At 47.2% G+C, this 26,832-nt stretch carries 28 protein-coding genes, 1 tRNA gene and 1 rRNA gene; 14 read left to right on the plus strand and 16 right to left on the minus strand.

Features of this window, described 5'->3' with window-relative positions; translation table 11 throughout:
* Positions 1-117 precede the first annotated feature (117 nt).
* From rrf to L5M11_RS19365, 4 genes are all read left to right on the plus strand, one after another.
* Positions 118-233, plus strand: a 5S ribosomal RNA gene (rrf, locus tag L5M11_RS19350).
* Positions 234-269: 36 nt separating this feature from the next.
* Positions 270-346: transfer RNA gene (locus tag L5M11_RS19355), tRNA-Asp, on the plus strand.
* Between the two features lie 379 nt (positions 347-725).
* Positions 726-1,238, plus strand: coding sequence for a DUF1993 family protein (locus L5M11_RS19360; RefSeq protein ID WP_063885021.1), 513 nt, complete (start codon positions 726-728; stop codon positions 1,236-1,238).
* Positions 1,239-1,649: 411 nt separating this feature from the next.
* A complete protein-coding gene (locus L5M11_RS19365; protein ID WP_105251048.1) occupies positions 1,650-1,859 on the plus strand; it encodes a hypothetical protein in 210 nt (69 codons plus the stop codon).
* A 97-nt stretch (positions 1,860-1,956) separates the two neighbouring features.
* On the opposite strand, the gene L5M11_RS19370 is transcribed toward L5M11_RS19365, so the two are convergent.
* From L5M11_RS19370 to L5M11_RS19400, 7 genes are all read right to left on the minus strand, one after another.
* Positions 1,957-2,433 (minus strand): GNAT family N-acetyltransferase, encoded by a 477-nt coding sequence (locus L5M11_RS19370; RefSeq protein ID WP_263186278.1) that lies wholly within the window; start codon positions 2,431-2,433, stop codon positions 1,957-1,959.
* A gap of 132 nt (positions 2,434-2,565) precedes the next feature.
* The gene (locus tag L5M11_RS19375) at positions 2,566-3,882 is read right to left on the minus strand and encodes a sensor histidine kinase (RefSeq protein WP_263186280.1); all 1,317 of its coding nucleotides are present in this window, start codon (positions 3,880-3,882) and stop codon (positions 2,566-2,568) included.
* A 4-nt stretch (positions 3,883-3,886) separates the two neighbouring features.
* Entirely contained in the window at positions 3,887-4,546 is a 660-nt protein-coding gene (locus tag L5M11_RS19380; protein WP_011787606.1) for a response regulator transcription factor, read from the minus strand.
* Complete coding sequence (locus L5M11_RS19385; protein WP_263186281.1) at positions 4,546-4,812, minus strand: PepSY domain-containing protein; 267 nt, start codon at positions 4,810-4,812, stop codon at positions 4,546-4,548. Before L5M11_RS19385 ends, L5M11_RS19380 begins: the two co-directional genes overlap by 1 nt.
* A complete protein-coding gene (locus L5M11_RS19390; protein ID WP_263186283.1) occupies positions 4,805-5,368 on the minus strand; it encodes a diheme cytochrome c in 564 nt (187 codons plus the stop codon). Before L5M11_RS19390 ends, L5M11_RS19385 begins: the two co-directional genes overlap by 8 nt.
* A 103-nt stretch (positions 5,369-5,471) precedes the next feature.
* Positions 5,472-5,918 carry a DUF1924 domain-containing protein gene (locus L5M11_RS19395; RefSeq protein ID WP_263186285.1) on the minus strand — a complete coding sequence of 149 codons (447 nt, stop codon included), beginning with the start codon at positions 5,916-5,918 and terminating at the stop codon, positions 5,472-5,474.
* A 53-nt stretch (positions 5,919-5,971) separates the two neighbouring features.
* Positions 5,972-6,559 (minus strand): cytochrome b/b6 domain-containing protein, encoded by a 588-nt coding sequence (locus L5M11_RS19400; RefSeq protein WP_263193025.1) that lies wholly within the window; start codon positions 6,557-6,559, stop codon positions 5,972-5,974.
* 216 nt (positions 6,560-6,775) lie between these two features.
* Between L5M11_RS19400 and L5M11_RS19405 the strand changes: the two genes are divergently transcribed.
* Together L5M11_RS19405 and L5M11_RS19410 are read left to right on the plus strand one after the other, a co-directional pair.
* Positions 6,776-7,231, plus strand: a complete 456-nt coding sequence (locus L5M11_RS19405; protein ID WP_263164914.1) for a DUF2809 domain-containing protein — start codon at positions 6,776-6,778, stop codon at positions 7,229-7,231.
* A gap of 84 nt (positions 7,232-7,315) precedes the next feature.
* The gene (locus L5M11_RS19410) at positions 7,316-7,819 is read left to right on the plus strand and encodes a hypothetical protein (protein ID WP_263164915.1); all 504 of its coding nucleotides are present in this window, start codon (positions 7,316-7,318) and stop codon (positions 7,817-7,819) included.
* Between the two features lie 166 nt (positions 7,820-7,985).
* On the opposite strand, the gene L5M11_RS19415 is transcribed toward L5M11_RS19410, so the two are convergent.
* Entirely contained in the window at positions 7,986-9,506 is a 1,521-nt protein-coding gene (locus L5M11_RS19415) for an aldehyde dehydrogenase family protein (protein ID WP_263164917.1), read from the minus strand.
* Between the two features lie 380 nt (positions 9,507-9,886).
* On the opposite strand from L5M11_RS19415, the gene L5M11_RS19420 reads away from it, so the two are divergent.
* From L5M11_RS19420 to L5M11_RS19435, 4 genes are all read left to right on the plus strand, one after another.
* Positions 9,887-11,788, plus strand: a complete 1,902-nt coding sequence (locus tag L5M11_RS19420; protein WP_263164919.1) for a sigma-54-dependent Fis family transcriptional regulator — start codon at positions 9,887-9,889, stop codon at positions 11,786-11,788.
* Between the two features lie 282 nt (positions 11,789-12,070).
* Positions 12,071-13,591 carry a catalase gene (locus L5M11_RS19425; RefSeq protein WP_317629655.1) on the plus strand — a complete coding sequence of 507 codons (1,521 nt, stop codon included), beginning with the start codon at positions 12,071-12,073 and terminating at the stop codon, positions 13,589-13,591.
* Between the two features lie 177 nt (positions 13,592-13,768).
* On the plus strand, positions 13,769-14,275 hold the full coding sequence (locus L5M11_RS19430) for an ankyrin repeat domain-containing protein (RefSeq protein ID WP_263164920.1): 507 nt from the start codon (positions 13,769-13,771) through the stop codon (positions 14,273-14,275).
* Between the two features lie 173 nt (positions 14,276-14,448).
* Complete coding sequence (locus L5M11_RS19435) at positions 14,449-15,429, plus strand: MDR family oxidoreductase (RefSeq protein ID WP_263164923.1); 981 nt, start codon at positions 14,449-14,451, stop codon at positions 15,427-15,429.
* Between the two features lie 93 nt (positions 15,430-15,522).
* On the opposite strand, the gene L5M11_RS19440 is transcribed toward L5M11_RS19435, so the two are convergent.
* Both L5M11_RS19440 and L5M11_RS19445 read right to left on the minus strand, forming a co-directional pair.
* A complete protein-coding gene (locus L5M11_RS19440; protein WP_113941371.1) occupies positions 15,523-16,872 on the minus strand; it encodes an ATP-binding protein in 1,350 nt (449 codons plus the stop codon).
* Between the two features lie 14 nt (positions 16,873-16,886).
* Complete coding sequence (locus L5M11_RS19445) at positions 16,887-17,573, minus strand: response regulator (RefSeq protein ID WP_105251061.1); 687 nt, start codon at positions 17,571-17,573, stop codon at positions 16,887-16,889.
* 284 nt (positions 17,574-17,857) lie between these two features.
* On the opposite strand from L5M11_RS19445, the gene L5M11_RS19450 reads away from it, so the two are divergent.
* From L5M11_RS19450 to L5M11_RS19465, 4 genes are all read left to right on the plus strand, one after another.
* Positions 17,858-18,367 carry a Spy/CpxP family protein refolding chaperone gene (locus tag L5M11_RS19450; protein WP_263169678.1) on the plus strand — a complete coding sequence of 170 codons (510 nt, stop codon included), beginning with the start codon at positions 17,858-17,860 and terminating at the stop codon, positions 18,365-18,367.
* A 51-nt stretch (positions 18,368-18,418) separates the two neighbouring features.
* A complete protein-coding gene (locus L5M11_RS19455) occupies positions 18,419-19,309 on the plus strand; it encodes a cation diffusion facilitator family transporter (RefSeq protein ID WP_219251314.1) in 891 nt (296 codons plus the stop codon).
* A 14-nt stretch (positions 19,310-19,323) separates the two neighbouring features.
* Positions 19,324-19,776, plus strand: coding sequence for a hypothetical protein (locus L5M11_RS19460; RefSeq protein WP_263169679.1), 453 nt, complete (start codon positions 19,324-19,326; stop codon positions 19,774-19,776).
* 209 nt (positions 19,777-19,985) lie between these two features.
* Positions 19,986-20,537 (plus strand): porin family protein, encoded by a 552-nt coding sequence (locus tag L5M11_RS19465; protein ID WP_263169682.1) that lies wholly within the window; start codon positions 19,986-19,988, stop codon positions 20,535-20,537.
* A 137-nt stretch (positions 20,538-20,674) separates the two neighbouring features.
* On the opposite strand, the gene glnG is transcribed toward L5M11_RS19465, so the two are convergent.
* The 6 genes from glnG to L5M11_RS19495 form a co-directional block, all read right to left on the minus strand.
* The gene (gene glnG / locus L5M11_RS19470; RefSeq protein ID WP_198572483.1) at positions 20,675-22,087 is read right to left on the minus strand and encodes a nitrogen regulation protein NR(I); all 1,413 of its coding nucleotides are present in this window, start codon (positions 22,085-22,087) and stop codon (positions 20,675-20,677) included.
* Between the two features lie 38 nt (positions 22,088-22,125).
* On the minus strand, positions 22,126-23,172 hold the full coding sequence (gene glnL, locus L5M11_RS19475) for a nitrogen regulation protein NR(II) (protein WP_105251067.1): 1,047 nt from the start codon (positions 23,170-23,172) through the stop codon (positions 22,126-22,128).
* Between the two features lie 153 nt (positions 23,173-23,325).
* Complete coding sequence (locus L5M11_RS19480) at positions 23,326-23,832, minus strand: DUF4124 domain-containing protein (RefSeq protein ID WP_263140863.1); 507 nt, start codon at positions 23,830-23,832, stop codon at positions 23,326-23,328.
* 204 nt (positions 23,833-24,036) lie between these two features.
* A complete protein-coding gene (locus L5M11_RS19485; RefSeq protein ID WP_131525136.1) occupies positions 24,037-24,663 on the minus strand; it encodes a glutathione S-transferase family protein in 627 nt (208 codons plus the stop codon).
* Positions 24,664-24,796: 133 nt separating this feature from the next.
* A complete protein-coding gene (locus L5M11_RS19490; protein WP_263193027.1) occupies positions 24,797-25,489 on the minus strand; it encodes a type 1 glutamine amidotransferase domain-containing protein in 693 nt (230 codons plus the stop codon).
* Between the two features lie 59 nt (positions 25,490-25,548).
* Positions 25,549-26,706 (minus strand): iron-containing alcohol dehydrogenase, encoded by a 1,158-nt coding sequence (locus tag L5M11_RS19495; RefSeq protein ID WP_263164932.1) that lies wholly within the window; start codon positions 26,704-26,706, stop codon positions 25,549-25,551.
* Positions 26,707-26,832: the final 126 nt, after the last annotated feature.

The raw sequence follows: 26,832 nt of genomic DNA on the forward strand, positions 1-26,832 counted from the left end.
CGAAAAGCCTTAGACAGAATACAGATACTTGATAAAGTTAAAGACTCAACAGAAAATCAGCTTTCCGAATTATTATTAACGTGGTCCAGAGATGGACACGGTAATAAACAGAATTTGCTTGGTGACAATAGCCTTGTGGAACCACCTGATCCCATCCCGAACTCAGAAGTGAAACGCAAACGCGCCGATGGTAGTGTGGGGTCTCCCCATGTGAGAGTAGGTCATCGCCAAGCGCCTAATTTAGGTTAACGTGTAGACGTTAAGCTAAAGGAGCGGTAGTTCAGTTGGTTAGAATACCGGCCTGTCACGCCGGGGGTCGCGGGTTCGAGTCCCGTCCGCTCCGCCAACATTAAGAGATAAGCCTCATCGAAAGATGAGGCTTTTTTCGTTATGGCGTCGTGGATAATTCGTGTCAGTGACGCTAATGCTTCGGGCTCGAAGTACATGGTTATCCTCATACTCGGCCATCCCAATTCCTACGAGTGTACGTTATTGTTATTCGGATCAGTCCGAGATAATTTTAATCTCTTAGCTTGTAGCTGACGCTCTATCCCTACTGGTAACGTCTATCTTTTTCTTGTCCTAATTGACTTAATATCGTTTATATTGAAGTATTTATTATTAAGCAGACACTTAAATTCCAAGAATGATTGAAATTGAGTAATTTGCCCCAAGATCGTCTTAAGTGCTGCAGTTTTGTAGCGTCCATCAATGAGGTCTATGCCATGCTTTATGATTTAACGGTTGTACAATTTAGCAAGATGCTGAAAAATTTAAGCGTTATTCTTGAAAAAGGCGAATGCTTCGCAAACCTCAAGAAAGTTGATATGGCGGTTCTATTAAACTCACGTTTAGCGCCGGATCAATTCAATCTTATTCGCCAAGTTCAAATTGCCTGCGATACTGCCAAAATTGGCGTAGCACGTTTGACTGATAACTTAGATACAGTACCAAAGCATGATGATAGCGAGACGACGCTGGCTGAGTTGCAAGCGCGTATTAGCTCGGTTTTGGATTATTTAGCGACGTTTAAAGCGGATGATTTTGCTAATGCGGCCACGATCCATGTCTCACAACCACGATGGGAAGGAAAATATCTTACAGGTTATGAGTTTGCCATTGAGCACGCTATTCCGAACATTTACTTCCATGTAACAACAGCCTACGCGATTTTGCGCCACAACGGTGTTGAAATTGGCAAGAAAGATTACCTCGGCGCTATGCCATATAAGTCGTAAATCTAGGCTAGATGTAGTACTGTTGCGTAGCCTAATTGTTGCGCAGCAGCGCTTTGCCGCTCGAGCTTACCAACCTTTCTGCATTACTACCTGTTCTTTCTCTACCTATGTTATGCCGCTTTGTCGCCGGAAAATTTAGGACTCGTTAGGGTTCTGTTGCGTCGATGAAGTAAATCAATACTCAGTTTTTCATTTCGACCTTATGTCTCGATCGTCTTCATCCTATCAGCATGTATTTAATCTTGTTGGCTTAGGTGAATGATATGGGCCGTAAGTTTATGAGTCGCCAAATTATCTATTACTTAAATAGTGAATGGCGAATTGACTCATTATAAAGATGACCTGTTTGTTCGTTTTGAGCAGGGATTTACTGGAAGAGCCTATTTAAGGTTCTAATTAAAGGAGTTAGCTATGTCTATCGAATCTCAAGCCGTCGAGAGTCCTACGGATGCAACGACAACTGATTTACCGATGAAGAGCAAGAAAGCCAAAAAAGCCGCCATTACCAGTGGTTTGCGTCTCAAAGACAAGTTGACCCAAGACACTCGCCGCCGAATTGAAATTCTGCACGAGCAACGCCAACTATCCAATCGTTTCGGTGTGGATATTGAAATTGACTAAAGCCATTGGCTTGTCGCTAAGTATTGGATATCACATTTAGATATTTAGCCCGCATGTACAGCTTCACGACGTCCGTCGTGAAGCTTGCTCTCTTAACTTAGCAACTTTGCTGACTCAATTCATACTCCATTATCGTGACCATCTCGCCTTTATAATCTTCATGTGAAATCATTGACCAACCCAGCGCTCGATAAAAATCGGCTTTATCTGCAGTAAATAAATAGATTTTCTGTAAACCAATCGCTCTAGCATGCTCAATGACGGCATTGACTAGCAACTTACCTAATCCTTTATTTCGATGGTCTGCATTCACATACACATTGGCGAGCCACGGGCTTAAGTCAGTTCGGCTGTCCATATCTGCGACGATTAATGAAGATGATCCCATCACTTGATTTGCCTGTTCGCAGATAAACATCTTGGGGATGGCGGCGTCAGTAAGGTACTCGCTCATCTGCTCAATGAGTGTGGTGACTGTGGCGTCCGCAGAACTTAAATGTGCCCATTCTTGATGATGCCATTGTGCCAGCTGTGGAATGTGCTGCGGGGCCGATTTTAGGTCGATAACTTTCATATAAATCTCTGGACTTGTGTTATGCAAAGGGCTTAATGGTGCGACATAGTGGCACGAATAATTAAGTCCGTTCGCTGGTCTGAATGATTTGGCGGCAGGATTAATTAAGCACGGTTTGGCTGAGTATACCGCTTAACTTGGGATCGGCAGAAATACGCTGGCTTCGAGTCCACCTTGTTGTGCGTGGCTAAAGCTGAGTTCGCCCTGATAACTGTCGACGATATCTTTACAGATTGATAATCCTAAGCCGTTGCCTTGAATGCTTTCATCTAGCCTAATGCCGCGCTCGATGATAATCGACAATGCGGCATCAGAGACGCCTTCGCCATCATCGCTGACTATGATCCCATAACCTGCGGTGGGAGCCGTTTGATGCACTATACGGATCTCAATGTTCTTGCGGCCATGCTTGCAGGCATTATCCAGCAAGTTGCCTAAGAGTTCGAGTAAGTCATCCCGATCAAACGGCATTACTAAGCCGCTCGTGTAATGGCTGTGAATAATGCGGTCTGGGTAAATGCGCTGCATTACTTGAATCAGCGGCGCAAGATCGTCATCGAGTACGGTATAACGCCCTGGAGTGGACAGGCCGACAATCTTAGTGCGCTTAAGCTCTCTCTCGATGATGTGGTGCAGGTTTGCGAGCACCTTGCTGCCCTCGCTCCGCTGTTCTAGTGGAAGGCTTTCTAGGTAGGACTGCAGCCCTTGTAACGGACGTTTCATTTCGTGGGCTAAGTTACCCAAGGCATTACGGGAGCGTTGTACTCGCTGGCCCAATTGATTGACTAAACGATCTATCTCTTCGATCAGTGGGACTATCTCGCTTGGCACTTGGTCAGGATTGATTTCTTGCCCTTGGGTGCGCATTTGCCGGATAGCTTCTGGCATCTGCTCTAAGGGTTTAAAACCGCGTTTAAGTAATTGATACTGTGCTATTAATAGAATGACAATCGTGAGCAACACGGCTGCGCTGGCAAAGGCTAAAAACTGCACTTGGGTTTGTTCAAGCGAGCTAATATCTTCTGTCACCCACAGGGTAACTAATTGATCATCTTTGATAACGGCCTGACTGAACATCAGCCAATGCTCTTTGCTGACAAACTCAGTGGCTTGGTGTTGCTCACCAGCGGTCAGTTTAGGCATGTTCACGTTATGGTCGAATAGGGAGCGTGAACGCAGAGTTTGCTCGCCGATTTGAATCGCAAAATAATGCCCAGAATTAACCCTGTGGTACACATTGGGCAAGCGGTCTGTGGTGAGCGCCCATGTACCATCGGGATTATGATTCAGGGCGGAGATCAGGCTGTCGGCATCGTGTTGTAGACGCGAAGCGACAAAGTCTTGGGTTAATATTTGGATGCCTTGGTATAGAAAATACAATAACAGCACCATGGCAAAGGTGAGCGTGATCAGCAGATTGCGCGTCAGATAACCCTTGAGTGAATACACGCCTTTACTCCTTGAGTCGATAACCTTGGCCGCGGCGGGTTTCGATATAATCCTTGCCTAAGCGTTGGCGCAGGCGGTTGACGTACACTTCGATGACATTGCTGTCTTTGATTTGATCTTCTTCGTAAATGCGTTCACTGAGCTCTGACTTAGAGACGATTTTGCTGGGATTGACCATTAAGTAATGCAGCAGACGATATTCAATCTTAGTCAGTTCTATCACTGCACCATCAACATTAGTGACGGCTTGTTTGTCGACATCGAGGGAGACGCCTGCATGCTGCAACACATTGTCGGCACGGCCAAAGTGGCGGCGGATCAACACTTCGAGCCTTGCGAGTAGTTCTTCAATGTGAAAAGGCTTGCCGAGGTAATCATCGGCACCCGCCTTGAGGCCATCGACCCGCTCGTGCCACGCATCACGTGCGGTGAGGATCAGCACTGGCATGGCTAAGCCTTTTTGTCGCCATTGGCCGAGGACTTGTAAACCGGGTTTGCCGGGTAAACCGAGATCGAGGATCACGGCTTCGAAGTTTTCTTCTTCGCCTAAAAAGGCGCCATCAATACCGTTATCGGCGTGCTCGACGGTATAACCCGCCTTGTTGAGGGCGGGAATGAGGCGCGCGACCAGATCGGTATCATCTTCAATTAATAGCAAACGCATCAGTCGACCTTTTCCTTTAGCCACTCGCCGGTTTTGGCGTCAATCTTGATTTCATACACTATGCCATCGTCACGAAGGATTTCGAGCTCGTAGATGATCCTTCCATGTTTTTGCTCGACTTCGAGATCGAGTAACCGTCCCTGCAGGCGTGATTCATAGCGTTGCATTATGGTGTCGAAGGGCAAAACTTTGCCCTCCTTAACCCACACGACCACCTTGTTTGAAAGGTCATCGTCGTGGGCATTGCAGCTGGGGCTGCTAATCATCCCAACGGCCAAAGCCAGGAATATTAACGGTATCTTCATCGAATATGCCCTTTTCTGCGAGGTTGTGACAATTGCTGCATTGACTGAATGAGCCGACTTTGGGGTTATCTTGCACCATACGTCTTGGGATCTCATCGTGTTTGCGAATAAAAAATGCCTGTTCTGTGATCTTCTGCGGCCCAGAACCTACGAGCAGCGGCGTGCTGTTTTTCATCACCTTACCATTTTGCGCTGCATGTTGAACCAGATATTCCTCAATTCTGGCAGTGACTTGAGGTTCTAGACTGGCGTTGTCACCAAAGTGATTATCAAGATTTGCGGTAATGGCGCGCCACTTGTCGGCGGGGAGTAAGTTTGCGGGATAAGCCATGTGGCAGCTACCACATTCCGCCGTGTATTCCGCATTCTGTGGAATGGCGCGGCTGAGCTCGCGGCCATCGTCCGCATAGCCTGTGCCAGTTAAGGTTAGGCTGATGCCGATAACGCCAATGGCTAATGCCGCGGCTGTGAGTGATGAGCCGAGGAGCCAGCTAATAGGGTGTGCTTGTTGAGTCATGACATCTTCCTTTTTGTGCCGTTACCTTCTGTGGAAGGTATTGAAATTAATTGATCTAATTAAATGAGCTAATTGAATGAGTGATACGGTCGACATTTGGCGGTTATTGCAGGCTTAACCAGAGTAAGGCATCGCCTTTTTCCTGCGGCGTGCAGTCGCGTTTAAAGGTCCAGTTACAGTTACGGGTAAACCATTTCTCGATTTTGGCTGAGTCGGTTAACCGATCTGCGGTAATCGACGGCGCCATAGGGTCAATGGGTTTACGGGTATTTTGGTGCATGCCCATGTCGGTGACTTTGGCGGTATGGCAACTGGCGCAGCTGCGACCGTCCATGTCCTGTAGCCAAAGCTTTTGTCCTGCGGCGGCGCTAAAGGGTCCTGCGCCTTGGGCTTGATAGCGTTGCAGTTGCGTGCCGATGCGCTCGGCGCTAAGTGGCAGGCTTTGCACTTTACTGTTGACGGCGCTAACGCTAAGGCTAGTCAGCAGCAAGGTGGAAATTGCGACGATAGCAAGGCGACTTTTATTCGTGTGTCTGGTTAATCTGTTCATAGGGCATTCCTTTTGGGCTGGATATCTTATTGCTAAGCAAAATGGCTAATGGATTAATCTTTTTGTTCCACAGGGCGTTGTTTCTTGCCCGTGACCATGGCTCTGACTAAGTTTTCTTTGTGTAACAGGCTGCTGACGATGACGCCGCCAACATGGATGACCACAAGGAACACGGTGAAGTTGGCAAAGAATTCATGGACTTCTTTTATGGCGCCTTCGGGCCAAGTGGCGAAAAAGCTCGTAGCTAATGGGCCGTGTCCGTCGGTGGCGTACAGCGCCATGCCTGAGAATCCCGTGATGGCTATGCTGGCAATCAAGGCCACTATCATCATTGCCCCTGCGGGGTTATGGCCTATGTAGTCTTTGGCTTTGCCTGTGACGAGTCCTTTGAGGTACACCAGTACTTCTTTAGGGCGAGTGATAAAGTTGCTAAAGCGCGCATTGTGGGTACCCATCACGCCCCACAGCAGGCGAAACACCAGTAAAATTAAGATGCTATAACCTGCGTAACTGTGGATGGTCATCCACTCGTCTTCGCCTTCAGTGAGGTAGGCTAAGGTAAAAAAGCCGACGAGTGACCAATGGAATATGCGGATCAACAGGTCCCAGACTTTGATGGTTTGCAGTGTGTTTGATGACATGGTGTGACGCTCCTAAGTGGGTTTAGGTGTAGGCTACTTAACCCAAACTTAAACCTCGCTTAAATTTTGAGGCGCAAACATTTATCTAATTGATGGGGGTGAGTGGTGCGCTTGCTCGTGTGGCGAGTCTTAAATGTCAACGAAAACTCACTTGTTAACCTATTGGTATTACGGTAAATTCTGCCATCTCAACTGAGTGAAGGGATTAACTTATTTATGTCTACCGCCGTTATGCGCGCTTTCATCAGCCGCAATTCGAGTCGTAAATCCTTTTGTATTTATGCCGTTTTATTATTTTTGACCGAAGTCTTAATCGCCTTATATGCACCTGCGGGTTTTATCCGTGGTTTTGTGGGCGATGTATTGGTGGTGATCTTACTGTTTTGCATGGTGCGCGTTGTTGTACCCCCAGTAGTCAATCTGGTAGCCAATAGTAAAGACGAGGGTATTAAACGCTTTTTTCAAACGCCTTGGCTGGCGTTGGCGGTATTGCTGTTTGCCTTTGCCATCGAGTTTGGCCAATATTGGGGCTTAGTCGATAAGCTGGGCTTGGGCGGAAATCGCTTGGCGCGAATAGTGATAGGTAGCCATTTTGATCCACTTGATCTCGTGGCGTATTTTGTCGGCTATTTGATCTTACTGGGCTGTTATTGGAAAAGCCGTCAGTCCTAGTGATTTGAATCCGCAAGAGCCGCGTGACGTGTGTTTTCGCGGATAGGTAGGCGAGATAGGTAGGCGAGCTAAGTGGGGTAAGGGATGCAGCCGATAACGGGGTTTTCACTGCTAACAGAGCATGCCGATGGGTTTGAGCCTAATCCACTGAAAATACCCTTGTATTTCAATGGTAAACCTACTCACACTTTTATTGCAGGCCTAGTGATTGAAGGCCAATACCGCTGCGTTTTACCCAATAAAACCTTGGGGTATTTGGTCATCACTTCTTTCGATTGTCCCTTCGAAGAATCGACCGAGTTTAGTCTGCTTGATGAAGGGTTTCAGCTCATTGCGACAACCTCTTTGGCGCAAATGTACGATTCTTTTCTGCTTTATGCCCATTGGCCTATGACGGATAACCGACTGAGATTGCACTATTACGGTCAGTTTGTGCTGGATTTAGTGATGACAACGGGCAGTTCTTGGTTACCTTTTCAGCCAAAACTTAAACTGGTTGAAGTTGTCGATCCCCAAAGCGATCCACAAACAGCCTCATCTCTTGCTGAATTAGCTCAGCGTTTAGCGCGGATTGATAATATAAACTGAGTGAGGTTTGAATTAAATTCAGTTAAAAAAGAAAGGGCTATTCGCCCTTTCATGTTTATCACTTGTATCGATTACTCATGCGGAAAGTTTTATAAGCTTGCTTGCAAAGACGTTTAAAAACCTAATAAAAGCTTCCTCACATCAGCTTGTTTGAGCCCCAAAAACCTTAGAAGAAACCTAAAGGATTAACATCGTAACTCACCAAGAGATTCTTGGTATTTTGATAGTGGTTGAGCATCATTTTATGGGTTTCGCGGCCAATGCCGGATTTTTTGTATCCACCAAAGGCGGCATGGGCAGGATAGGCGTGGTAACAGTTAATCCACACGCGGCCAGCTTGAATGCCACGTCCCATACGTTGAGCCGTGTTCATGTCCCGTGTCCACACACCAGCACCTAGGCCGTACTCAGTATCGTTCGCGATCGCTAAGGCTTCGGCTTCATCTTTAAAGGTGGTGACCGAAATGACGGGGCCGAAGATCTCCTCTTGGAAGATACGCATCTTATTGTGGCCTTTCATAATCGTCGGGCTGATGTAATAACCTTCGCTTTGGCCTCCATCGAGTTGGCAAAGTGTGCCGCCCAGTAGCACTTCTGCACCTTCAGCCTTACCTATGGCTAAGTAACTTAAGATTTTATCGAACTGTTCTTTAGAGGCTTGAGCGCCAACTTGAGTGTCGGTATCCAAGGGATCGCCTTGCTTAATGGTTTGCGCACGGGCGAGCACTTTTTCGATAAAGCGCTCGAAAATCGATTCTTGGACTAGCACCCGAGATGGGCAGGTACAGACTTCACCTTGGTTAAAGAAGGCCAACAACATACCTTCGACGGCTTTATTTAAATATTCGTCCTCATGGTCCATCACATCGGCAAAAAACACGTTAGGCGACTTACCGCCAAGCTCAACGGTCGATGGAATTAAGGATTCGGCGGCGCATTTTAAAATGTGATAGCCAATTTCGGTGGAGCCCGTAAAGGCCAATTTAGCGATGCGTTTGCTGGTGGCCAAAGCTTGTCCTGCTTCGGCGCCAAAGCCGTTGACTACGTTAAGAATACCCGCGGGTAATAGGTCTTCAATCAGCTCGAGCAAGACCAGAATCGAGACTGGCGTCTGCTCCGCAGGCTTGAGTACCACACAGTTACCCGCCGCCAGCGCAGGAGCGATTTTCCATGCCGCCATCAAGAGCGGGAAGTTCCAAGGAATGATCTGCCCGACCACGCCCAAAGGCTCTGGGAAGTGATAGCTGACTGTGTTGCCGTCGATATCGGCGGCGCTGCCTTCCTGTGCGCGGATGCAACCGGCAAAGTAGCGGAAGTGATCGACGAATAAGGGCAAATCGGCATTTAAGGTTTCACGCACCGCTTTACCGTTTTCCCAGGTTTCGGCGACGGCTAAGTATTCGAGATTTTGTTCGACCCGATCGGCAATGCGCAGTAACAGGTTTGAGCGCTCGGTGACTGAGGTTTTACCCCATGCTTCTTTCGCTGCGTGGGCTGCATCTAATGCTAATTCAATATCTTGGGCATCGGAGCGTGGGATTTGGCAAAAATTTTGGCCATTCACGGGGGAGCGATTGTCGAAGTATTTGCCATTGACTGGGGCGACCCATTTTCCGCCGATAAAGTTGGCGTATTTTTCTTTGAAGTTAACGATTGCGCCTGCGGTTCCGGGTTGAGCATAAATCATAGAATCATTCCTTCTTGTGGATGGCATGCTGGGCGTTGGCGATTTTTACGCTCTTGGCTTCAGCAAGGGAGTCTTGTTGATGCATCTCTGCTGGATGCCTTTTTAAATATTTTCGTTTTGCTTTAAGCCAATCCTATTGATTGACTTAGTGTTCTCTTATGCAACACCTGAGGCTTGCATACCAAGGGTGCATCGCAAGGAGAGTGCCAAACTGGCAGGAGTTGTACACTTGTTGTGCTAACAGTATGATGAAAAGCTAATTTTGCAGATTTGAATAAGTATGGGCACTCAGGGAGAGAAGTGTGTCCTGTGGTTACTTTGTCATTGAGTGGCACACAGCAATTGTGCCGAAACGGAACACAGCTCTGGGGAGCACGGCTATGGCAGTTAAACCGCATTTACCATCGACACAGGCGTGGTTGGCCGATTCGTGGCAGCGCAGCATTGGCGCTGGCTTGTCAGAATTTCAGTTACCCCAGGAGCTAAGGCTCGATGCCTGCGAACTAAAGCAGAAACATGAGCAATATCAGATGCTCATAGCATTAGTACAATCTCATGCCTTGCCCTTGTTCAATCAGTTGATGGCGCATTCTAATAGCCGACTCTTGCTCAGCGATGCCGAGGGTTATGTGCTCAGGCATTGGGGCGTGAGCCGTTACTCCACAAAACTGGCGAATGTAGCTCTGGATATTGGGGTGAATTGGCTTGAGCAGCACAAGGGCACCAATGCGATAGGGACGGCACTTACCGCCAAACAAGCCGTATCTGTAGTGGGTGAGCAACATTTTATTCGCCAGAATCGTTTTATGAGTTGCACTGCTTGCCCTATATTTTCCCCCCAAGGTGAGATGCTCGGGGTGATTGATATCACCAGCGAGCAGCAAAGGCACACCCAGCAGACGCTGATGTTAGTGTCCAGTTTGGCGCAGCAGGTCGAGACCGCGCTTTTGTGCCATCTGCCCGATAGTCATTATCGAATCGATTTAGCGGCGCAGCCAAATCTGTTGAATTCGGGTTGGCAGGGCATAGTGATTGCCGATAGTGATGGTCGCATCGTGGGTTGTAATCCCATGGCGAAACAATTGCTTAATCATGCCAAGGTGGGCGATGCCGTCGAACAGTACTTAGGCGATAATTGGAGCCGTGCGGGTGGCTTTAATCAACATTTAGCTTTGCATTTACAGACTCAATCCTTAAATATTCCCAGCGCTAAGGGTCGAGTTGCGATTAGCAATAAATCGCTCAATCAATTGGGGGTGCGGTTTCGCGATCCTCAACTTGAGCGCGCATGGCAACATGCCAATAAGGTGATCACCAAGCAAATTCCGCTGTTAGTGCTCGGAGAAACGGGCGTCGGTAAAGAGCAGTTTGTTAAAAAGCTCCATGCCCAGAGTGCGCGTCGCACCGAGCCTTTAGTGGCAGTGAACTGCGCCGCATTGCCCGCTGAATTAGTCGAATCTGAACTTTTTGGTTATCAGGCAGGCGCTTTTACTGGGGCAAACCGCACTGGATTTATCGGTAAAATTCGCCAAGCCCACGGCGGCTTTTTATTTTTAGATGAGATCGGTGAAATGCCGCTGGCGGCCCAGAGTCGTTTACTCAGAGTATTGCAAGAGCGCGAAGTGGTACCCGTTGGCAGTAATCAAAGCTTTAAAGTCGATATCCAAATCATTGCCGCAACCCATATGGAATTAGAACAACAGGTGGCTCAAGGGCTGTTTCGACAGGATCTGTTCTACCGACTCAATGGCTTGCAAGTGCGCTTGCCTGCGCTGCGGGAGCGGCTGGATATCGAGCGTATTATCCACAAATTACACCGTAAACATCGTATCGCCGCGCAGGATATCTGCCCAGAACTGTTAGGGAAAATGATGCAATACGACTGGCCGGGGAATTTGCGTGAGCTGGATAACCTCATGCAAGTCGCTTGCTTGATGGCAGAAGGGGACAATACCCTCAATTGGCAACATTTACCCGATTATCTGGCGGCCAAACTCACATGCGAGCCGTTAAAAGGAGACCTGTTACAAGCTGCATCTTTATGTGAAGAATTTAAAGAGGTAAGTGGTCAACCTTCTGCATCACCCCTGCCAAGTGGTAAGTTCGCAGTGGAGCCGAATGTCACACAGGTTCAATCGGATTCCCTAAATGAGGCGATTTATAGCAATGTGCTGCAGGCATTTCAGGCCTGTAATGGCAATGTGAGCCAATGCGCTAAACGCTTAGGGATCAGCCGTAATGCCTTGTACCGTCGATTAAAACAGATGGGGCTTAAGGATTAATGCTAGCTTACGGCTCTTGTTGTGAAGCTCAATCAATCGCTAAATATCTCTTAATCACCCCACGTTTATCCACTTCGCAATAGACTAAAACCGAGGGGTTTTAGTCAACAATCTCTAGCTTCAGTATCTGACAATGTGACTTTTTGTTGTTGCCAATTTATGTCTAATAGGTTTTATTGATTCGTATAATCGATAAAGATCGTTTCTTCTAATTACAAATTCAGAACTATACTGCGGGCAGGCAGAAAAGAGCTTGGCGTTATGCATAGAAGAGGAACTGTTATGCATCTTACTAAAAGCCTTTTAATTATTTCTATGGGTCTGACATTGAATGTACAGGCTCAAACTTTACCAACAAATACCCTGACACGTGACAATGGTGCACCTGTGGGTGATAACCAAAACTCGGCCACAGCGGGCAGTAATGGCAGCGTGTTATTGCAAGATGTGCAGCTTATCCAGAAGCTACAACGCTTTGCCCGTGAACGTATTCCTGAGCGTGTCGTCCACGCCAGAGGCACAGGTGTTCATGGTGAGTTTGTATCGAGTGGCGATTTTAGTAACCTAACCCAAGCGGCACCCTTTGCACAAAAAGGTAAAGTGACGCCCGTATTTGTGCGCTTTTCTACCGTGATCCACTCGAAAGGTTCGCCAGAAACGCTGCGTGATCCCCGTGGGTTTGCGACCAAATTTTATTCGGACCAAGGTAACTGGGACTTAGTAGGTAATAACTTACCCGTATTCTTCATTCGCGATGCGGTCAAGTTTCCTGACATGGTGCATTCACTCAAACCATCGCCAGTGACCAATATGCAAGATCCGAATCGTTTCTTCGATTTTTTCAGTCACGAAGCGGGTTCAACCCATATGTTGACTCAGGTTTACAGTAACTTAGGTGTACCTGCCAGTTATCGTGAAATGGACGGTTTCGGTGTGCATGCGTACAAATTTGTGAATCGAGATAACCAAGTTAAATACGTGAAATTTAACTGGAAGAGTCTGCAAGGTGTTAAAGGCTTACGTCCCGATGAAGTGGTTAAAGTCCAAGGGCAAAACTTTAACCATTTAACCGATGATCTTTATAGTGAGATCAACAAGGGTAACTATCCTAAGTGGGATCTGTACGTTCAATTACTCGACCCGACTGAGCTTAATAAGTTTGATTACAACCCGTTAGATGCCACTAAGGTGTGGCTAGATGTGCCAGAACAAAAAGTGGGCACTATGACGCTGAACCGCATGCCTGCAAACTTCTTCCAAGAGACTGAGCAAGCGGCATTTGCACCATCGAATTTGATCCCAGGGATTGAGCCTTCGGAAGACAGATTACTGCAAGGCCGCATGTTCTCCTACGCCGATACTCAGCTGTATCGACTCGGCGCGAATTTGTCGCAATTGCCGATTAATAAACCCTTAGTGGCGGTGGCAAACCACAACCAAGAAGGTGCGGGCAATATGGGGCATACCCAGTCCGATGTGAACTATCAACCGAGCGTACATTTAGCCTTGGCCGAAGATAATCGTTATCGTGCGGTAACAACTGCGCTGACGGGGACTGTGCAACAAACGGCTATTAGCAAGCAGGATAACTTTAGCCAAGCGGGCGTATTTTATCGCAGCTTGAGCAAGCAAGATAGAGCAGATCTGATCACTAACTTGGCCGGTGACTTAGGCAAAGTGAACGATACCAATGTGAAACATCAGATGCTCAGTCACTTTTATCGTGCAGACCCAGAGTTTGGCGAGCGTTTAACCAAGGCCGTAAAGGGTGATCTGGCCGAGGTTAAACAGCGTTCAATCTGATGTCGTTATTTTTAGGACAGTTTGGGTCGCAGAGATTTGCGCGTTAACAGTCCGAACCCAGTAAGTCCCGCAAGACGTAAACAAGCTCTTTTCTGCCCAGTTTAAGAGGGCGTCTTGCGGGCATTTCGTCACCTCTTATTGTTTAAATCTCTATTTTAGCTGTGCTGGAAGCCATTGATGAAACACACTATTGCTATCTTATTATTGATTATTGTGGCCCTGAGTATGTCGGTGGCAATGGGGGCCGGTTCGGCTCAGACACCCGCAACTGTGAGTCAAACGGACGAGCCCGATACCGCACAAGTACAATTGCTGGTGGACTACTTTTTTGCTGCAGCGCGTACCGGCGATATCACAGTGCTTGAGCATTTTCTCGATGCGGGCTTCCCTATTGACCAGAGAAATAGTCAAACCTATACCGCGCTAATGGTGGCGGCTTATAACGGCCAAGAGGCTGCAACGGATTTATTGCTTGAGCATGGTGCTAATGCTTGTTTGCAAGATAAGCGTGGTAATACGGCAATGATGGGCGCTGTGATTAAGGCCGAATTCACTATCGTAAAGCGGCTATACGCGAAAGAATGCGATGCGAACCTAACGAATAATGCCGGAATGACCTTGACTGAGTTTGCCCGCTACTGGGGTCAAAGCGGCGCTTTACAGCAGGCGAGTTTAAAGCAATAAAGACGCTAGATCTTGCCATCTCTTGCGCTCGATCACTCTTGGTCATTATCTTTAATCTGTTTAGATCTCAGCATTTACTATTAGCAATAAGTCTGCTTGTTAATGATGTCTATGCCTTTTATGGTAACTTTTTGAATATCGTTTAATACGGTTTGGCCTTCGGAGAGCGATTTATGTTTGATGCCTTACTACTGACGCAAGAAGATAAACGTACGTTTGCTCAAGTTTCACAAATCACAGAAGCTGATTTGCCAGAAGGGGAAGTCTTGGTTGATGTCGCCTATTCCTCGCTGAATTATAAAGATGGTTTAGCTGTTACTGGTGCTGGCAAAATCATTCGTCAGTTTCCTATGGTACCAGGCATCGATTTTGCGGGCGTGGTGCGCGAATCGACGGATGCAAGATACCAAGTTGGCGATCAGGTGATTTTGACGGGCTGGGGCGTGGGCGAAAACCACTGGGGTGGTATGGCGCAAAAAGCGCGAGTTAAAGCCGACTGGCTAGTGCCCATGCCGCAAGGTTGTGATGCCGCTAAATCCATGATGATAGGTACGGCCGGGCTTACGGCTATGTTGTGCGTGCAAGCGCTGCAACAGGCTGGGATAACACCGCAAAGTGGGGATATTCTTGTCACAGGTGCCAGTGGTGGTGTGGGTTCTGTGGCGGTGACTTTGCTCGCCAATGCTGGCTATCGTGTGGTCGCCTGCAGTGGTCGAGTTGAACAGAATGCGCCTTTATTGAAGGAGCTTGGCGCCGCAGAAGTGATTGATCGCAGTGAGCTTGAACAAGATGCTAAGCCGCTTGAGGCGCAGCGCTGGGCGGGTGTGGTCGATACCGTTGGCAACAAGATCCTCGCCAAAGCATTAGCGCAAATGCAATACGGTGGTGCAGCCGCTATCTGTGGTTTAGCGGGCGGTTTTGCATTACCTACAACCGTTATGCCGTTTATTTTACGGGGTGTTAGCCTACTGGGAATCGACTCCGTTTCTTGTCCATTTGAGAAGCGAAAAGCGGCGTGGGAAGCTGTGATTAAAGCACTACCCGAACATTTTTATCAGCAAGCTTGTCAGCAGATATCACTGGCAGAGGTGCCTGATTTCGCGAATAAAATTATCCAAGGCCAAGTCACTGGACGTGTATTAGTTAAGCTGTAATCCCGTTTCCTACGTTTTAACACGATGGCAACACTGAGGTGTTGCCAATTACGACTAATTAGTTCTGCCTCCTGTACTTGTTCTTCATATCGGCTATTTCGGCAGTGTAATCGTCACTTTAAGGCCCGTTGGTATACGGTTCTCGGCTTTAATCTTACCTTTGTGGGCGGTAATCGCCGCTTCAGTGATTGCCAGCCCAAGTCCCCAGCCGCCACTTTCTCTCTGTCTTGCCGAGTCGGGGCGGTAGAAAGGTTTAAAAATGGCATCGAGTTCGGCGGCATCTATGCCAGGTCCATCGTCTTTTATGGTAATTTGTACTTGATCAGCCGTCGCACTCGCCTGCAGGTGAATATCGCTTGCGGCATAACGGATCGCGTTACGCAGCAGGTTTTCAATCGCGCGGGAAAGTGATTTAGGAAAATGCGCTAACTCAATTTCTTCATCGATATCGATAGTAATGCTTTTACCTTGCTGTTCTGCTTCAAATTCCGCATCGTCCAATACTTGGCTCAGGGATTCGGCCAAGCCTAAATGTACTTTAGTTTCGTTAGTACTGAGCTTGACCCGCGAGAGCTCTAACAATTCACTGATAAGTTTTTCGAGTTGCTCAGCTTCATAACCTATGCGTTCCGTTTCGGTGGTCTGCTGACCTTTTTTACGGGCGAGGGCAAGGGATAACTGTAGCCGCGTCAATGGGGTGCGTAGTTCATGGGAAATATCCCCCATGAGCCGCTGCTGATTATTAACCATAGCTTCGATGGAGTCGGCCATGCTGTTAAAAGCCGTGGCGAGCTGACCAATTTCATCGTTGCGCTGAGTGGTGGACTTATCGACTCGGTGACTTAAGTCGCCCTCTGCGAGGGCATTAGCACTCTTTTTAAGTGAATTTAATGCCTTACCTAAATGCCACGCGAGCAAGCCACATAATAATCCCGAAAGGAAAATCGCTAGGCTTAAGGTTAATAACTTATTTTCGGCGAAGAAGAAGAACCAAGGCCGTGGATGGTTATCTGGTAGGCGACCATAAAGTGAATAGGTTTCAGCGCCCAGATTAAATTGATAGGGACCAAACACCAGCTCATCTTTAAACTGATGGCTAATCGGTTGTTTTTCTTCATCTGCCATCAGCATAAAGCTGCGTACACCGCGACTCACCCTATGGGTGTTGATCACTTGGCCTTGGCTGTTGACAAGATAGACCCGCAGAGGTTTGCCTTCCATGTCTCTGTGTCTTTCCCAGCGCCGAAGAAAATCGGATTCCAGTAGGGCGGGGTTTTCTTGAATGCGCTTAGCTATCGTCGATAGGACTTTTTCAAGGTGAGGTGGCAGTGGCGCACGGTCGTGATTTTGTTGCAGCAATGGTAGCAGACCCACTAAGGCAATTATTAGCGAGCTGCAAAGCCAAAATCCGAGCAATAATTTGATAAATAAACGATTAGGCACAGTCGATACCGCCGTTATGGAAGCCAAATATAACCTTTGCCACGGATGGTTTTCACCCTTGGCCGACCATCGCTACGCTCGGGGAGTTTTTTACGTAGATTCGATAAATGCATGTCCAAGCTGCGATCGAAGGGCATGAGTTTTTTGCCGAGCACTTTCTCGTTTAGCTCTTCCTTGTTCATCAACTCTCCAGCGTGTAGTGCTAGGGTGTGCAGTAGAGTGAATTCAGTGCCTGTGAGTATGATTAATTGCTCATTACAGTAAGCTTCTTGGCGCGATGGATCTAAGCGCAGATCGCCAAACTCTTGGGCGGGCGCGGCATGGATTTCTTGGGTTGTTAAGTTCGAACGACGAATAATGGCGCGGATACGGGCAATTAATTCTCTGTCATTAAATGGTTTTGGCAGGTAATCGTCGGCGCCTATCTCAAGCCCAACTACGCGATCGATTTCATCGCCGCGGGCGGTCAACATTAATACTGGGGTTTGTTTATGTTGGCGCAGTGCGCGTAGCACTTCAAAACCGTTTAATTTAGGTAGCATTACATCGAGTAGGATCAGATCGTAATCTGCAGTCAGTGCCAGATCTAAACCTTGTTTACCGTCGTAGGCCAAGGTTAATTGAAACCCTTCTAACTCGAGCAGTTGCCCTAGTAGCTCAGATAAACCCAGATCGTCATCGATTAATAATATCCGACTCATACTGTTCCTTAATCTCTGTAATGTGGCCTCGTGTGCCAGTTTATCATAGGCACTTTTAGCGCTTTGGCTGAGTATACCTGTTTTGATGTCAATTGCTGTGTAGCAATGTAAGCCAAAGTAAAGAATAGAGTTATTGCCGCAACTTTACAGTGATTTACTCAGGCAACGTCCTCACTTACATATAGGGGTTTAGACTGGCAGGGTCGAAAGTGACTCGGCTTAAAAGGGTCGTCACTGTGTCTTATTACTTGCCATATTAAAGTTGAACCATCGAGGTTAACACTATGAAAACATTATCACCTTTGAAAGCGAGCCTGTTTGCCATTCTAGCGAGTTCTGCGGTTTTCGCGACGGCAGTTAATGCAGCACCTAAGGATGCTGGCTGCGACTTCTCTAAATCTGAATTCCATAAAGGCGACCGCATGGAACATGGCGGCCGACATATGGACCATGGTGGCATGCATCGTATGTTTGAAGGGCTCGATTTAACGGATGCCCAGAAAGCTGACGTCAAAAAGTTGTTTGCCGATCAGAAAGCCACGCGCGCTGATAATCGTCCAACGAAAGAGGAACGTTTGGCACATCGCACTGAGATGCAGGCCTTAATTACCGCGCCTAGTTTTGATGAAACACAAGCAAAGGCACTGATGAGTGAGCAGCAAGAGCAGCGTCAAACTCAAGCCATTGAACGTATGAAGCTGCATAATCAAATATTTAATCTGCTGACACCAGAGCAGCAAGCTAAGTTTAAAGCGCGATTTGAAGCACAAGCTGGTAAAGAACCTCGCGGTTAAGCGTCTTAGCTGATATACAATAGGGTCATAGCTTCCCAAGATAGATCCCTTATGACTCAAACTTCCCAATACGATTTTTGGGTCAAACTGGCTAGCCGCGCTTCCGTGGCTACCGCTTTGATCCTTATTCTTATCAAGATGTTCGCTTGGCTTTATTCCGGCTCTGCCAGTATGTTGGCATCTTTGACGGATTCCTTTGCCGATGCTCTCGCTTCTATTATCAATTTTATTGCCATTCGTTACGCGCTTGTGCCGCCGGATCATGACCACAGATATGGCCATGGTAAGGCTGAGCCGTTAGCATCTCTAGCGCAATCCGCCTTTATTATGGGCTCCGCATTTTTATTACTGTTCTATGGTGGCGAGCGTCTATTAACACCTGTTCCGGTTGAAAATGCCACCATAGGTGTAGTTGTTTCTATCATAGCGATTGTGATGACGTTAGCTTTAGTCATGTTGCAGAAACGCGCATTAGCGGCGACAAAAAGTACTGTGGTTGAAGCTGATTCGCTGCACTATAAATCAGATTTATTCCTTAATGGTGCGGTATTGTTGGCACTAGTCTTAGCGCAATACGGTTGGTGGTGGGCTGACGGTTTATTTGCGGTAATGATTGCATTTTATATTGGTCATCAAGCCTTTGGCTTAGGTTATCGCTCAATTCAAGCCTTGTTAGACAGAGAGCTAGACGAAGAAACTCGCCAGCAAATCACGCAAATCGCGATGGAAGATCCACGGGTGCAAGGGCTGCATGATTTACGCACTCGTCAAGCAGGCAAAACTGTTTTTATTCAATTTCATTTAGAACTCGATGGCAATTTGAGTTTGAATGAAGCCCACAATATTGCCGATACAACAGGGATAAGAGTCAAAGCCGCCTTCGAAGATGCTGAGGTGATTATTCACCAAGATCCGGTTAAACCTGATGTAAACGAAACATAAATTAAGGGCAAGCTATGGCATGGATGCAGAAGCAAAGTCACAGATGGGATCATTCCACTCGATTGATATGCCGCTATCATAGGCTATCGACTCGCTTTGAGTTGATAGCCGAATCTGTGATTTCTGACATTAGCATTCCTATGAATACAGAAATCATGCTCCTGATGGAACAGAAACCTTCGATAGTAAATCAAGCGGATAGTACCGTATCTCCTGTGATAGCGGGGGCTTGGAGTCAGTTAGTCCTGCGTAAACATCTTTATTACCTACCGCAGAAAATTGATCTCGACATTGCTAACCAAGCTTATCGAGTCCATGTCTGGCCATTATTTCTTTGGCGTACACGTATTACTTGTGTGGCGTCTGGCAGAGTTGTCGTATCCGAATGTTTGGATGTGAGAAGGCGTCGTTCCCTCATCCGTTGGCTATATGCAAGTTTTATAGGATTGTTGCGGGTGCTAAGTTAAAGCCGTTAATGATTTTAGATATAAAAAGATAATGTCTAAAGTGAGAATGATTTCCCTCTATAAATATCAACTATAGCTTTCGTTTTCGACTCAAGCTGAATAAATGCTGTACGGCTAGTATTTTGCTCATTTAAACGATGACACCCCAGATCTGCTTATTGTAATATCCACGCCGTTTAATACTTTCGTTAAATCATTAGGGAATTATGATGAAAAAATTATCAATTGTTGCCGCTGCTTTATTATCTGCATTTGTGGCGACTCAAGTCTCTGCTGCAACCGACACAACTGGCTTTTATGTGGGCGGAGCCCTCAATAAAGTGACTGTCGATGTTTTAGATGAATCAGAGTCGGGTACTGGCTTTGGCATTTACGGTGGTTACAACTTCAATGAGTGGTTTGGTTTAGAAGCTAACCTGTTCGCCACTGGAGATCTTGGCGACAGAGATGTTGATATAGGTGCAGGCGCATTAAGCTTCACGCCTAAATTTACCGCACAAATCAATGATATCTTCTCTGCTTATGCGAAAGTGGGCATCGCTTCTATGGCGCTGGTGATTGATGACGGCTCCGATGATGAAGACTTCACCGGTTTCGGTTGGACCTATGGTGTTGGCGTTAATGCGGCGGTAACAGAGCACTTAAATATCCGCGTAAGCTACGATGTGACTACGGGTGATCTAGAAGCAGATCGTCACAACTCTATAGATATCGACACTGATATTAAACAGTTTGCTGTGGGTCTGCATTATCAGTTCTAATTCTGCTTGGGCTAGTGGTCGTCATGTTAGTTAGCACAATCTAGATATAAAAAAGGGATATGTGAATATCCCTTTTTTGTTGCTTAAGGTTAATGCGTTTGTATAGTTAGCCTTGATGAGAACGTTATTTTATCTACTCAATCCATCGACAGTTCTTTTAATTTCCGCGTTAAGGTATTTCGTCCCCAGCCTAAACGTTTCGCCGCTTCCTGTTTATGGCCTTGAGTATGGCGCAGCGCAGTTTCTAGCAGTATGCGCTCGAATGCGGGCTGCACCTCAGTTAACAGATCGCTGTTTCCTTCCGAGAGTTTTTGGTCTATCCACTCAGTCAGTGCCGATTGCCAATCTTGGCTGCCTTTCGCCGTGTGGGTGACACTCACAGGGTCTTTCAGTAATTCTGGCGGTAAATCTTGGGGTAAAATTTCTTGCCCCGATGCCATTACGGTTAACCAACGACAGGTGTTTTCGAGTTGTCGGACATTACCGGGCCAAGGTAATTGGGAGAGTTTTACCGCAGTCTCCTTGGTCATGATCTTAGTTTCCACGCCAATTTCCTTTGCTGCAGAGGCGAGAAAATGGGTAGCGAGCTGGGGAATGTCTTCCCGTCTTTGTGATAGTGGCGGCAAGTGCACACGGATCACGTTGAGGCGATGGAACAAGTCCTCTCTAAAGCCACCTTTTTGTACTAATAATTCAAGATCTTGGTGGGTCGCCGCTATGATACGCACATCGACTTGTACCGCATTATGACCTCCGACGCGGTAGAACTGGCCATCGGCGAGCACTCTGAGTAACCGTGTTTGTACGTCTAATGGCATATCGCCGATTTCATCTAAAAAGAGCGTGCCACCGTTTGCTTGTTCGAAGCGACCTTGGCGCACATTGGCTGCGCCAGTGAAGGCACCTTTTTCGTGGCCGAATAGCTCAGATTCGATTAAATCCTTAGGGATCGCAGCCATGTTCAGCGCGATAAATGGCTTGTCTTTACGTGGGCTGTGTTTGTGTAACGCACCTGCCACTAACTCTTTTCCCGTACCCGATTGCCCATTGATCAGCACGCTGATGGATGAGCGTGAAAGTCTGCCTATGGCGCGAAACACTTCCTGCATCGCTGGCGCTTCACCTATGATTTCGGGTGTTTTGACTTGGGTTTCTTGCGCGGGTGCAGGGCTCTGTTCAGTGGCATGGGTAAGTGCGCGCTCAACCAGAGAGATAGCCTCATCGATGTCGAAGGGTTTAGGCAGATACTCAAATGCGCCCGCTTGATAGGCACTCACTGCACTGTCTAAGTCTGAGTGCGCTGTCATAATGATCACGGGAATATGGGGATAATGCACCTGCAATCGTTCGAGTAGGCTTAAACCATCCGTGCCGGGCATACGGATATCCGACACTATCACGTGCGGTTGCGATATTTCTAATGCCTGCCACAGGGATTCGGCGGCGGCAAAGCTGGCGGTGCTGAGCTTAGCACCTTGCAGTGCCTTTTCGAGTACCCAGCGTATCGAGCTGTCATCGTCGAGGATCCACACTTGTTCACTAATTCGCATCTTGCTTCCTCATACGGTATGGGTAGGTACTGTCGAAATTATTTAGCGCTTAAAATCGGTAATGAAATGATAAATTCTGTGTGCCCTGCGCTGGAGAGGCAATCGATCCTTCCCGAGTGTAAACGGGCAATATTATGGGCAATCGAGAGGCCTAAACCTGAACCTTGCTCACGGCTTGTCACCATGGGATAAAATAATGTGTCCATTAGCTCAGGCGGTATACCGGGGCCGTTGTCGATAATCGATAGGGTTAACACTAGCTTGTGGCGCTGTGAGCCTATGGTGACTTGGTGTTGAGTGCGAGTGCGGATCAAAATTTCGCCGCCCGTATGTTCAAGCGCCTGCACCGCATTTTGTAAAATGTTCAGCACAGCTTGCTGCATTTGGTCAGGATCCATCTCGATATCGGGAATGGATGGATCGTAATCCCGTTTGAGCTGGATGTTAGCGGGCAGCGCCATTTCAACTAACTTATAGACCTTTTGCACCACTTGATGGATGTTGTGCAGACTGTGCTGTGTCGGCCTTTGGGGGCCGAGCAGACGGTCCACTAAATTACGCAGCCGATCGGCCTGCTCTATGATGAGCGTAGTGAATTCCTTCAGCGCCGGATCATCCAGCTCCCGCGATAATAGCTGTGCCGCACCGCGAAGGCCGCCTAAAGGATTCTTGATTTCATGGGCTAAGTTGCGCACCAAAAACTGCGCCGCTTGTTGCTGTGCATCTTGACTCAGTTGCTGATGAATGCGTCTTTGTTGGTCAACTTGGCGCAGTTCGAGCAGGCTGAGTTCAGCCTCGTCATCGAGGGGAATAAGGGTTAAATCAACGGTATGATGTTGGCCATCGAGCGTGACTAGTGCTGCCGTATTGACCGTTAAGCCTTGGCCGGCTGTTACTGCATCCATTAATAGCTTGGCGTCGACACCGAGGATTTGATAGTGCTCAGGCAAAGTTTGTTCTACGAGTCTATGGCTACCAACACCTAATAATTGCTCTGCTGCTGCGTTGGCATAACAAGGCTTGAGATCCTTATCTATGACAAGTACAGCGGTAACTAAATGATTGAGCAGTGTCTCTTTATCCATCGACCGTTCCTAGAAATAGGGTTGCACCACTATGGTGCACCAATCTGGTGCAAGCTGCAACTTGTCTTCATCAAACGGTTTAGTCAGGAGGAGTTAATCTAACTTCATGTATTTAAAGTTTTTATACTAACTTTTACTATACAAATAGTGACATTAACGCTTAGCTGCTTGATGAAGAAATATCTTTCTTGGTGAACTTGATGCAAAGACTTTGCCGTTTTGAGTCAAAGCGTCAACGACTAAGGTATGTTCACCTCGGTCGATGTTTTTGAGTTTGAAGGTACCGCCAATTTGTGGCTGACCTATGGGGTTGCCATCGAGCTTGAGGGCCATCAAATACTGACTTTTTAGCTCTGGGGTGATAGTCGCAACGACGTCGAAATCGCCATTGTTATCTCTGACGGTTTCCTCTTCGGTCGGAGAGGTAATATTGACTTGATATTTAATAGATTCAATTGCTTGATTTGAGCTGTTTAAGTCTGTTTTGGGCAGAGGAAGGGCAATTTGATTTAAGGTCTTATCTTTTAGCTCAACGACTTGGGCATTTGGCTGCGGCTCATCGGAGTAATGGACTTTGCCATCTTTATCGACCCATTTATAAACAGTCGCTTGCGCTAACATGCTAAATAGCACTAAGCCGATGAGTGTGAGTGAACGCATGCTAAAGTCCCTGTAGCCTTGAGATAGAGTTAATCAAGATTAGTCTCTTTTACATCAAAAATCATGGTGTTTGTTGCGCTAAGTGGTTAAGGACGTCACCACTGAGAAGGTATAAAGTCGACAGAAAATGGGGAGGCAGAAACAGGGGTTAGTTAAAGTGGGTTAAGCTCGGGCACTAACATGTGCCCGAATTCGATCCATCAATTACAGGCTTGCATCGAGTTGTTTCTCGATCTCACTCGCTTTGACCCAAGCGGCATGTTGGGATAATTGAGTGGCATAGCGTTCAATGTGTTCAAATTTCGCGAGATCGCCACTGTTAGCCAGTAGCTCCACCACGAAGGACATCATGATATCCGCACCCGTGAGCTTGTCTGCAACAAGATAGGTTTTATCAGCCAACATATCATTGAAGTAATGACTAATCTTACTGACTTCCGTCGCGGCATAACCTTCAAGGAAATTGGTTTTACAACCGTCCTTTTGCACGAACATACGCAGTAACAAAGGCAGCATGGCTGAGCTTTCGGCAAAGTGTAGCCATTGCAGATAACTGACATAGTCTGCGCTGTCTCTGGCGGGGGCTAAGGTATCCGCCGCATATTTTTCAATAAGATATTCGGTGATCGCGCCCGATTCGGCTATCACTTGACCGTCCATTTCGATAACGGGTGATTTGCCTAACGGATGAATTTGCTTAAGTTCGGGTGGCGCGAGAAAAGTCTGGCTATCACGTTGATAACTCTTAATTTCATAGGGTTGACCGAGTTCCTCTAGCAACCAGATGATACGTTTAGAGCGTGATTTATTGAGATGGTGCAAGGTGATCATGGGCTTTCCTTTGGACAGTGAGAGTACATTTTGGCTGTCGCACCATTATGGTGCAACAGCTCTTTTTAACGCATTTAGCACACTTGTGCGCCTGTCTTTGTTCATTTCAAGCTGAGCGTCGCGTATTTATCGCTTAGCCTCTCGCGTTCAATTGCGCAACTATGGTTTCGGCTACGGCTTCGGATGATCCCGGATTTTGGCCTGTGATCAAATGGCCATCTGCGACGACAAAGCTTGTCCAGTCATCACCTTTGACATAATTGCCACCATTTTTCTGCAGCATGTCTTCAACCAAAAATGGCACGACATGAGTGAGTTGCACGGCTTCTTCTTCAGAGTTGCTGAAACCGGTAACACGCTTGCCGCTGACCAATGGCTTACCATCACTGGTTTTAGGGTGCTGCAGTGCAGCAGGCGCATGACATACGAGCCCTAGGGGTTTATTGGCTTGATAAAACTGTTCAATTAAGGCGATAGAATGTTTCTCTTCGGCAAGATCCCACAGTGGGCCGTGACCGCCCGGATAAAAAACCGCATCATAATCGGCTGCATTGATTTCACTTAAGCGAGTGGTATTCGCTAGCAGTGCTTGAGCCTCAGGATCTTTGCTAAAGCGCGCAGTGGCTTCGGTCTGAAAGTCTGGCTCATCACTTTTTGGATCGAGAGGTGGTTGACCGCCCAGGGGTGAGGCTAAGGTAATGTCAAAACCTTTATCTTTAAAAACATAAAAAGGTGAGGCGAATTCTTCTAGCCAAAAGCCGGTTTTTAAACCGGTATCACCGAGTTTATCATGCGACGTGAGTACCATTAATATATTCATTTTCATACCTTTACCTAAGTTGCTCACATCAATACGTGTGAGCTTTGGGTTTAGTTCATTTGACGTTATAGGGCTAAGGTCAAAATGTTACGGCTCATGGCTGGGTCAATGTTGCCATGTTCGCCTAGTGCCACCATGCCGTGCAGTTCAAGCTGCTTCACTACGGTATCAACATGGCTGGCATCGAGATCATAGGCAGATAAATGTGTCGGTATGCCCATGGCTTCGAAGAAAGCCTTGGTTTTTGCAATAGCGGCATCGATGCGCTCGTCATCTGTACCTGTGTTGATATGCCACACGCGGTCTGCGTATTGGAGTAACTTTTCGCGCTTAGCCTCTTTTGTACATTTCAACAGAGCAGGCAGTACGATTGCCAATGTGCGCGCATGGTCGATATCGTAAAGTGCAGTTAGTTCATGGCCAATCATATGGGTTGCCCAGTCGTGGGGAACACCGACGCCAATCGTGCCGTTGAGTGCCATAGTGGCAACCCACATTAAGTTAGCGCGAATGTCGTAATCTTCGGGTTGAACTAGCACTTGTGGACCAAGCTCAATCAAGGTTTGTAAAAGACCTTCGGCAAATCTGTCCTGCACGGCGGCGTTAACTGGGTAAGTGAGGTATTGCTCTGTGATATGTACAAAAGCATCGACAACACCGTTGGCCACTTGGCGTTCTGGCAGAGTGAAGGTTTTCGTCGGATCGAGTATTGAGAATTGTGGATAAACCAAATCATTACGGAATGGCAGTTTAGCCTGTAGTGATTTACGGGTCACTACGCTGGCGTTGTTCATTTCGGAACCGGTAGCAGGTAAGGTTAAGACTGAGCCAAAAGGCATAGCTTGAGTCACATTGGCGCCCCAGCTAGTGAGAATGTCCCAAGGTTCACCTTCAAATACCGCTGCAGCGGCAACAAATTTAGTGCCATCGATAACCGAACCACCGCCAACCGCGAGGAGGAAGTCGATATTCTGCTCACGCACTTGGGCGACGGCTTTCATTAAGGTTTCATAGGTTGGGTTTGGCTCAATGCCATCGAACTCGACAACGAAACGATTACCCAATGATTGTTTAACTTCGTCTAACGTGCCTGTTTTTCTAGCACTGCTGCCGCCAAAGAGGATCATCACTTTAGCATCGCTCGGTACTAGGGAATCAATTTCGGCGATAGTGTCTTTACCAAAACGGATGCGGGTCGGGTTGTAATAGTTAAAATTTAGCATGGATGATGTTATTCCTATTATTACTTTAAATGAGCAGCGTTAATTGAGCCGCATTTATTAATCGCCCGTTAAATTAGTAGACCAGTCGTCTAATGTTGGGGCGTGAAAATGTATTCTTTAAAAAAT

It is taken from the genome of Shewanella sp. SM87, assembly GCF_025653705.1.
Classification (GTDB): domain Bacteria; phylum Pseudomonadota; class Gammaproteobacteria; order Enterobacterales; family Shewanellaceae; genus Shewanella; species Shewanella oncorhynchi.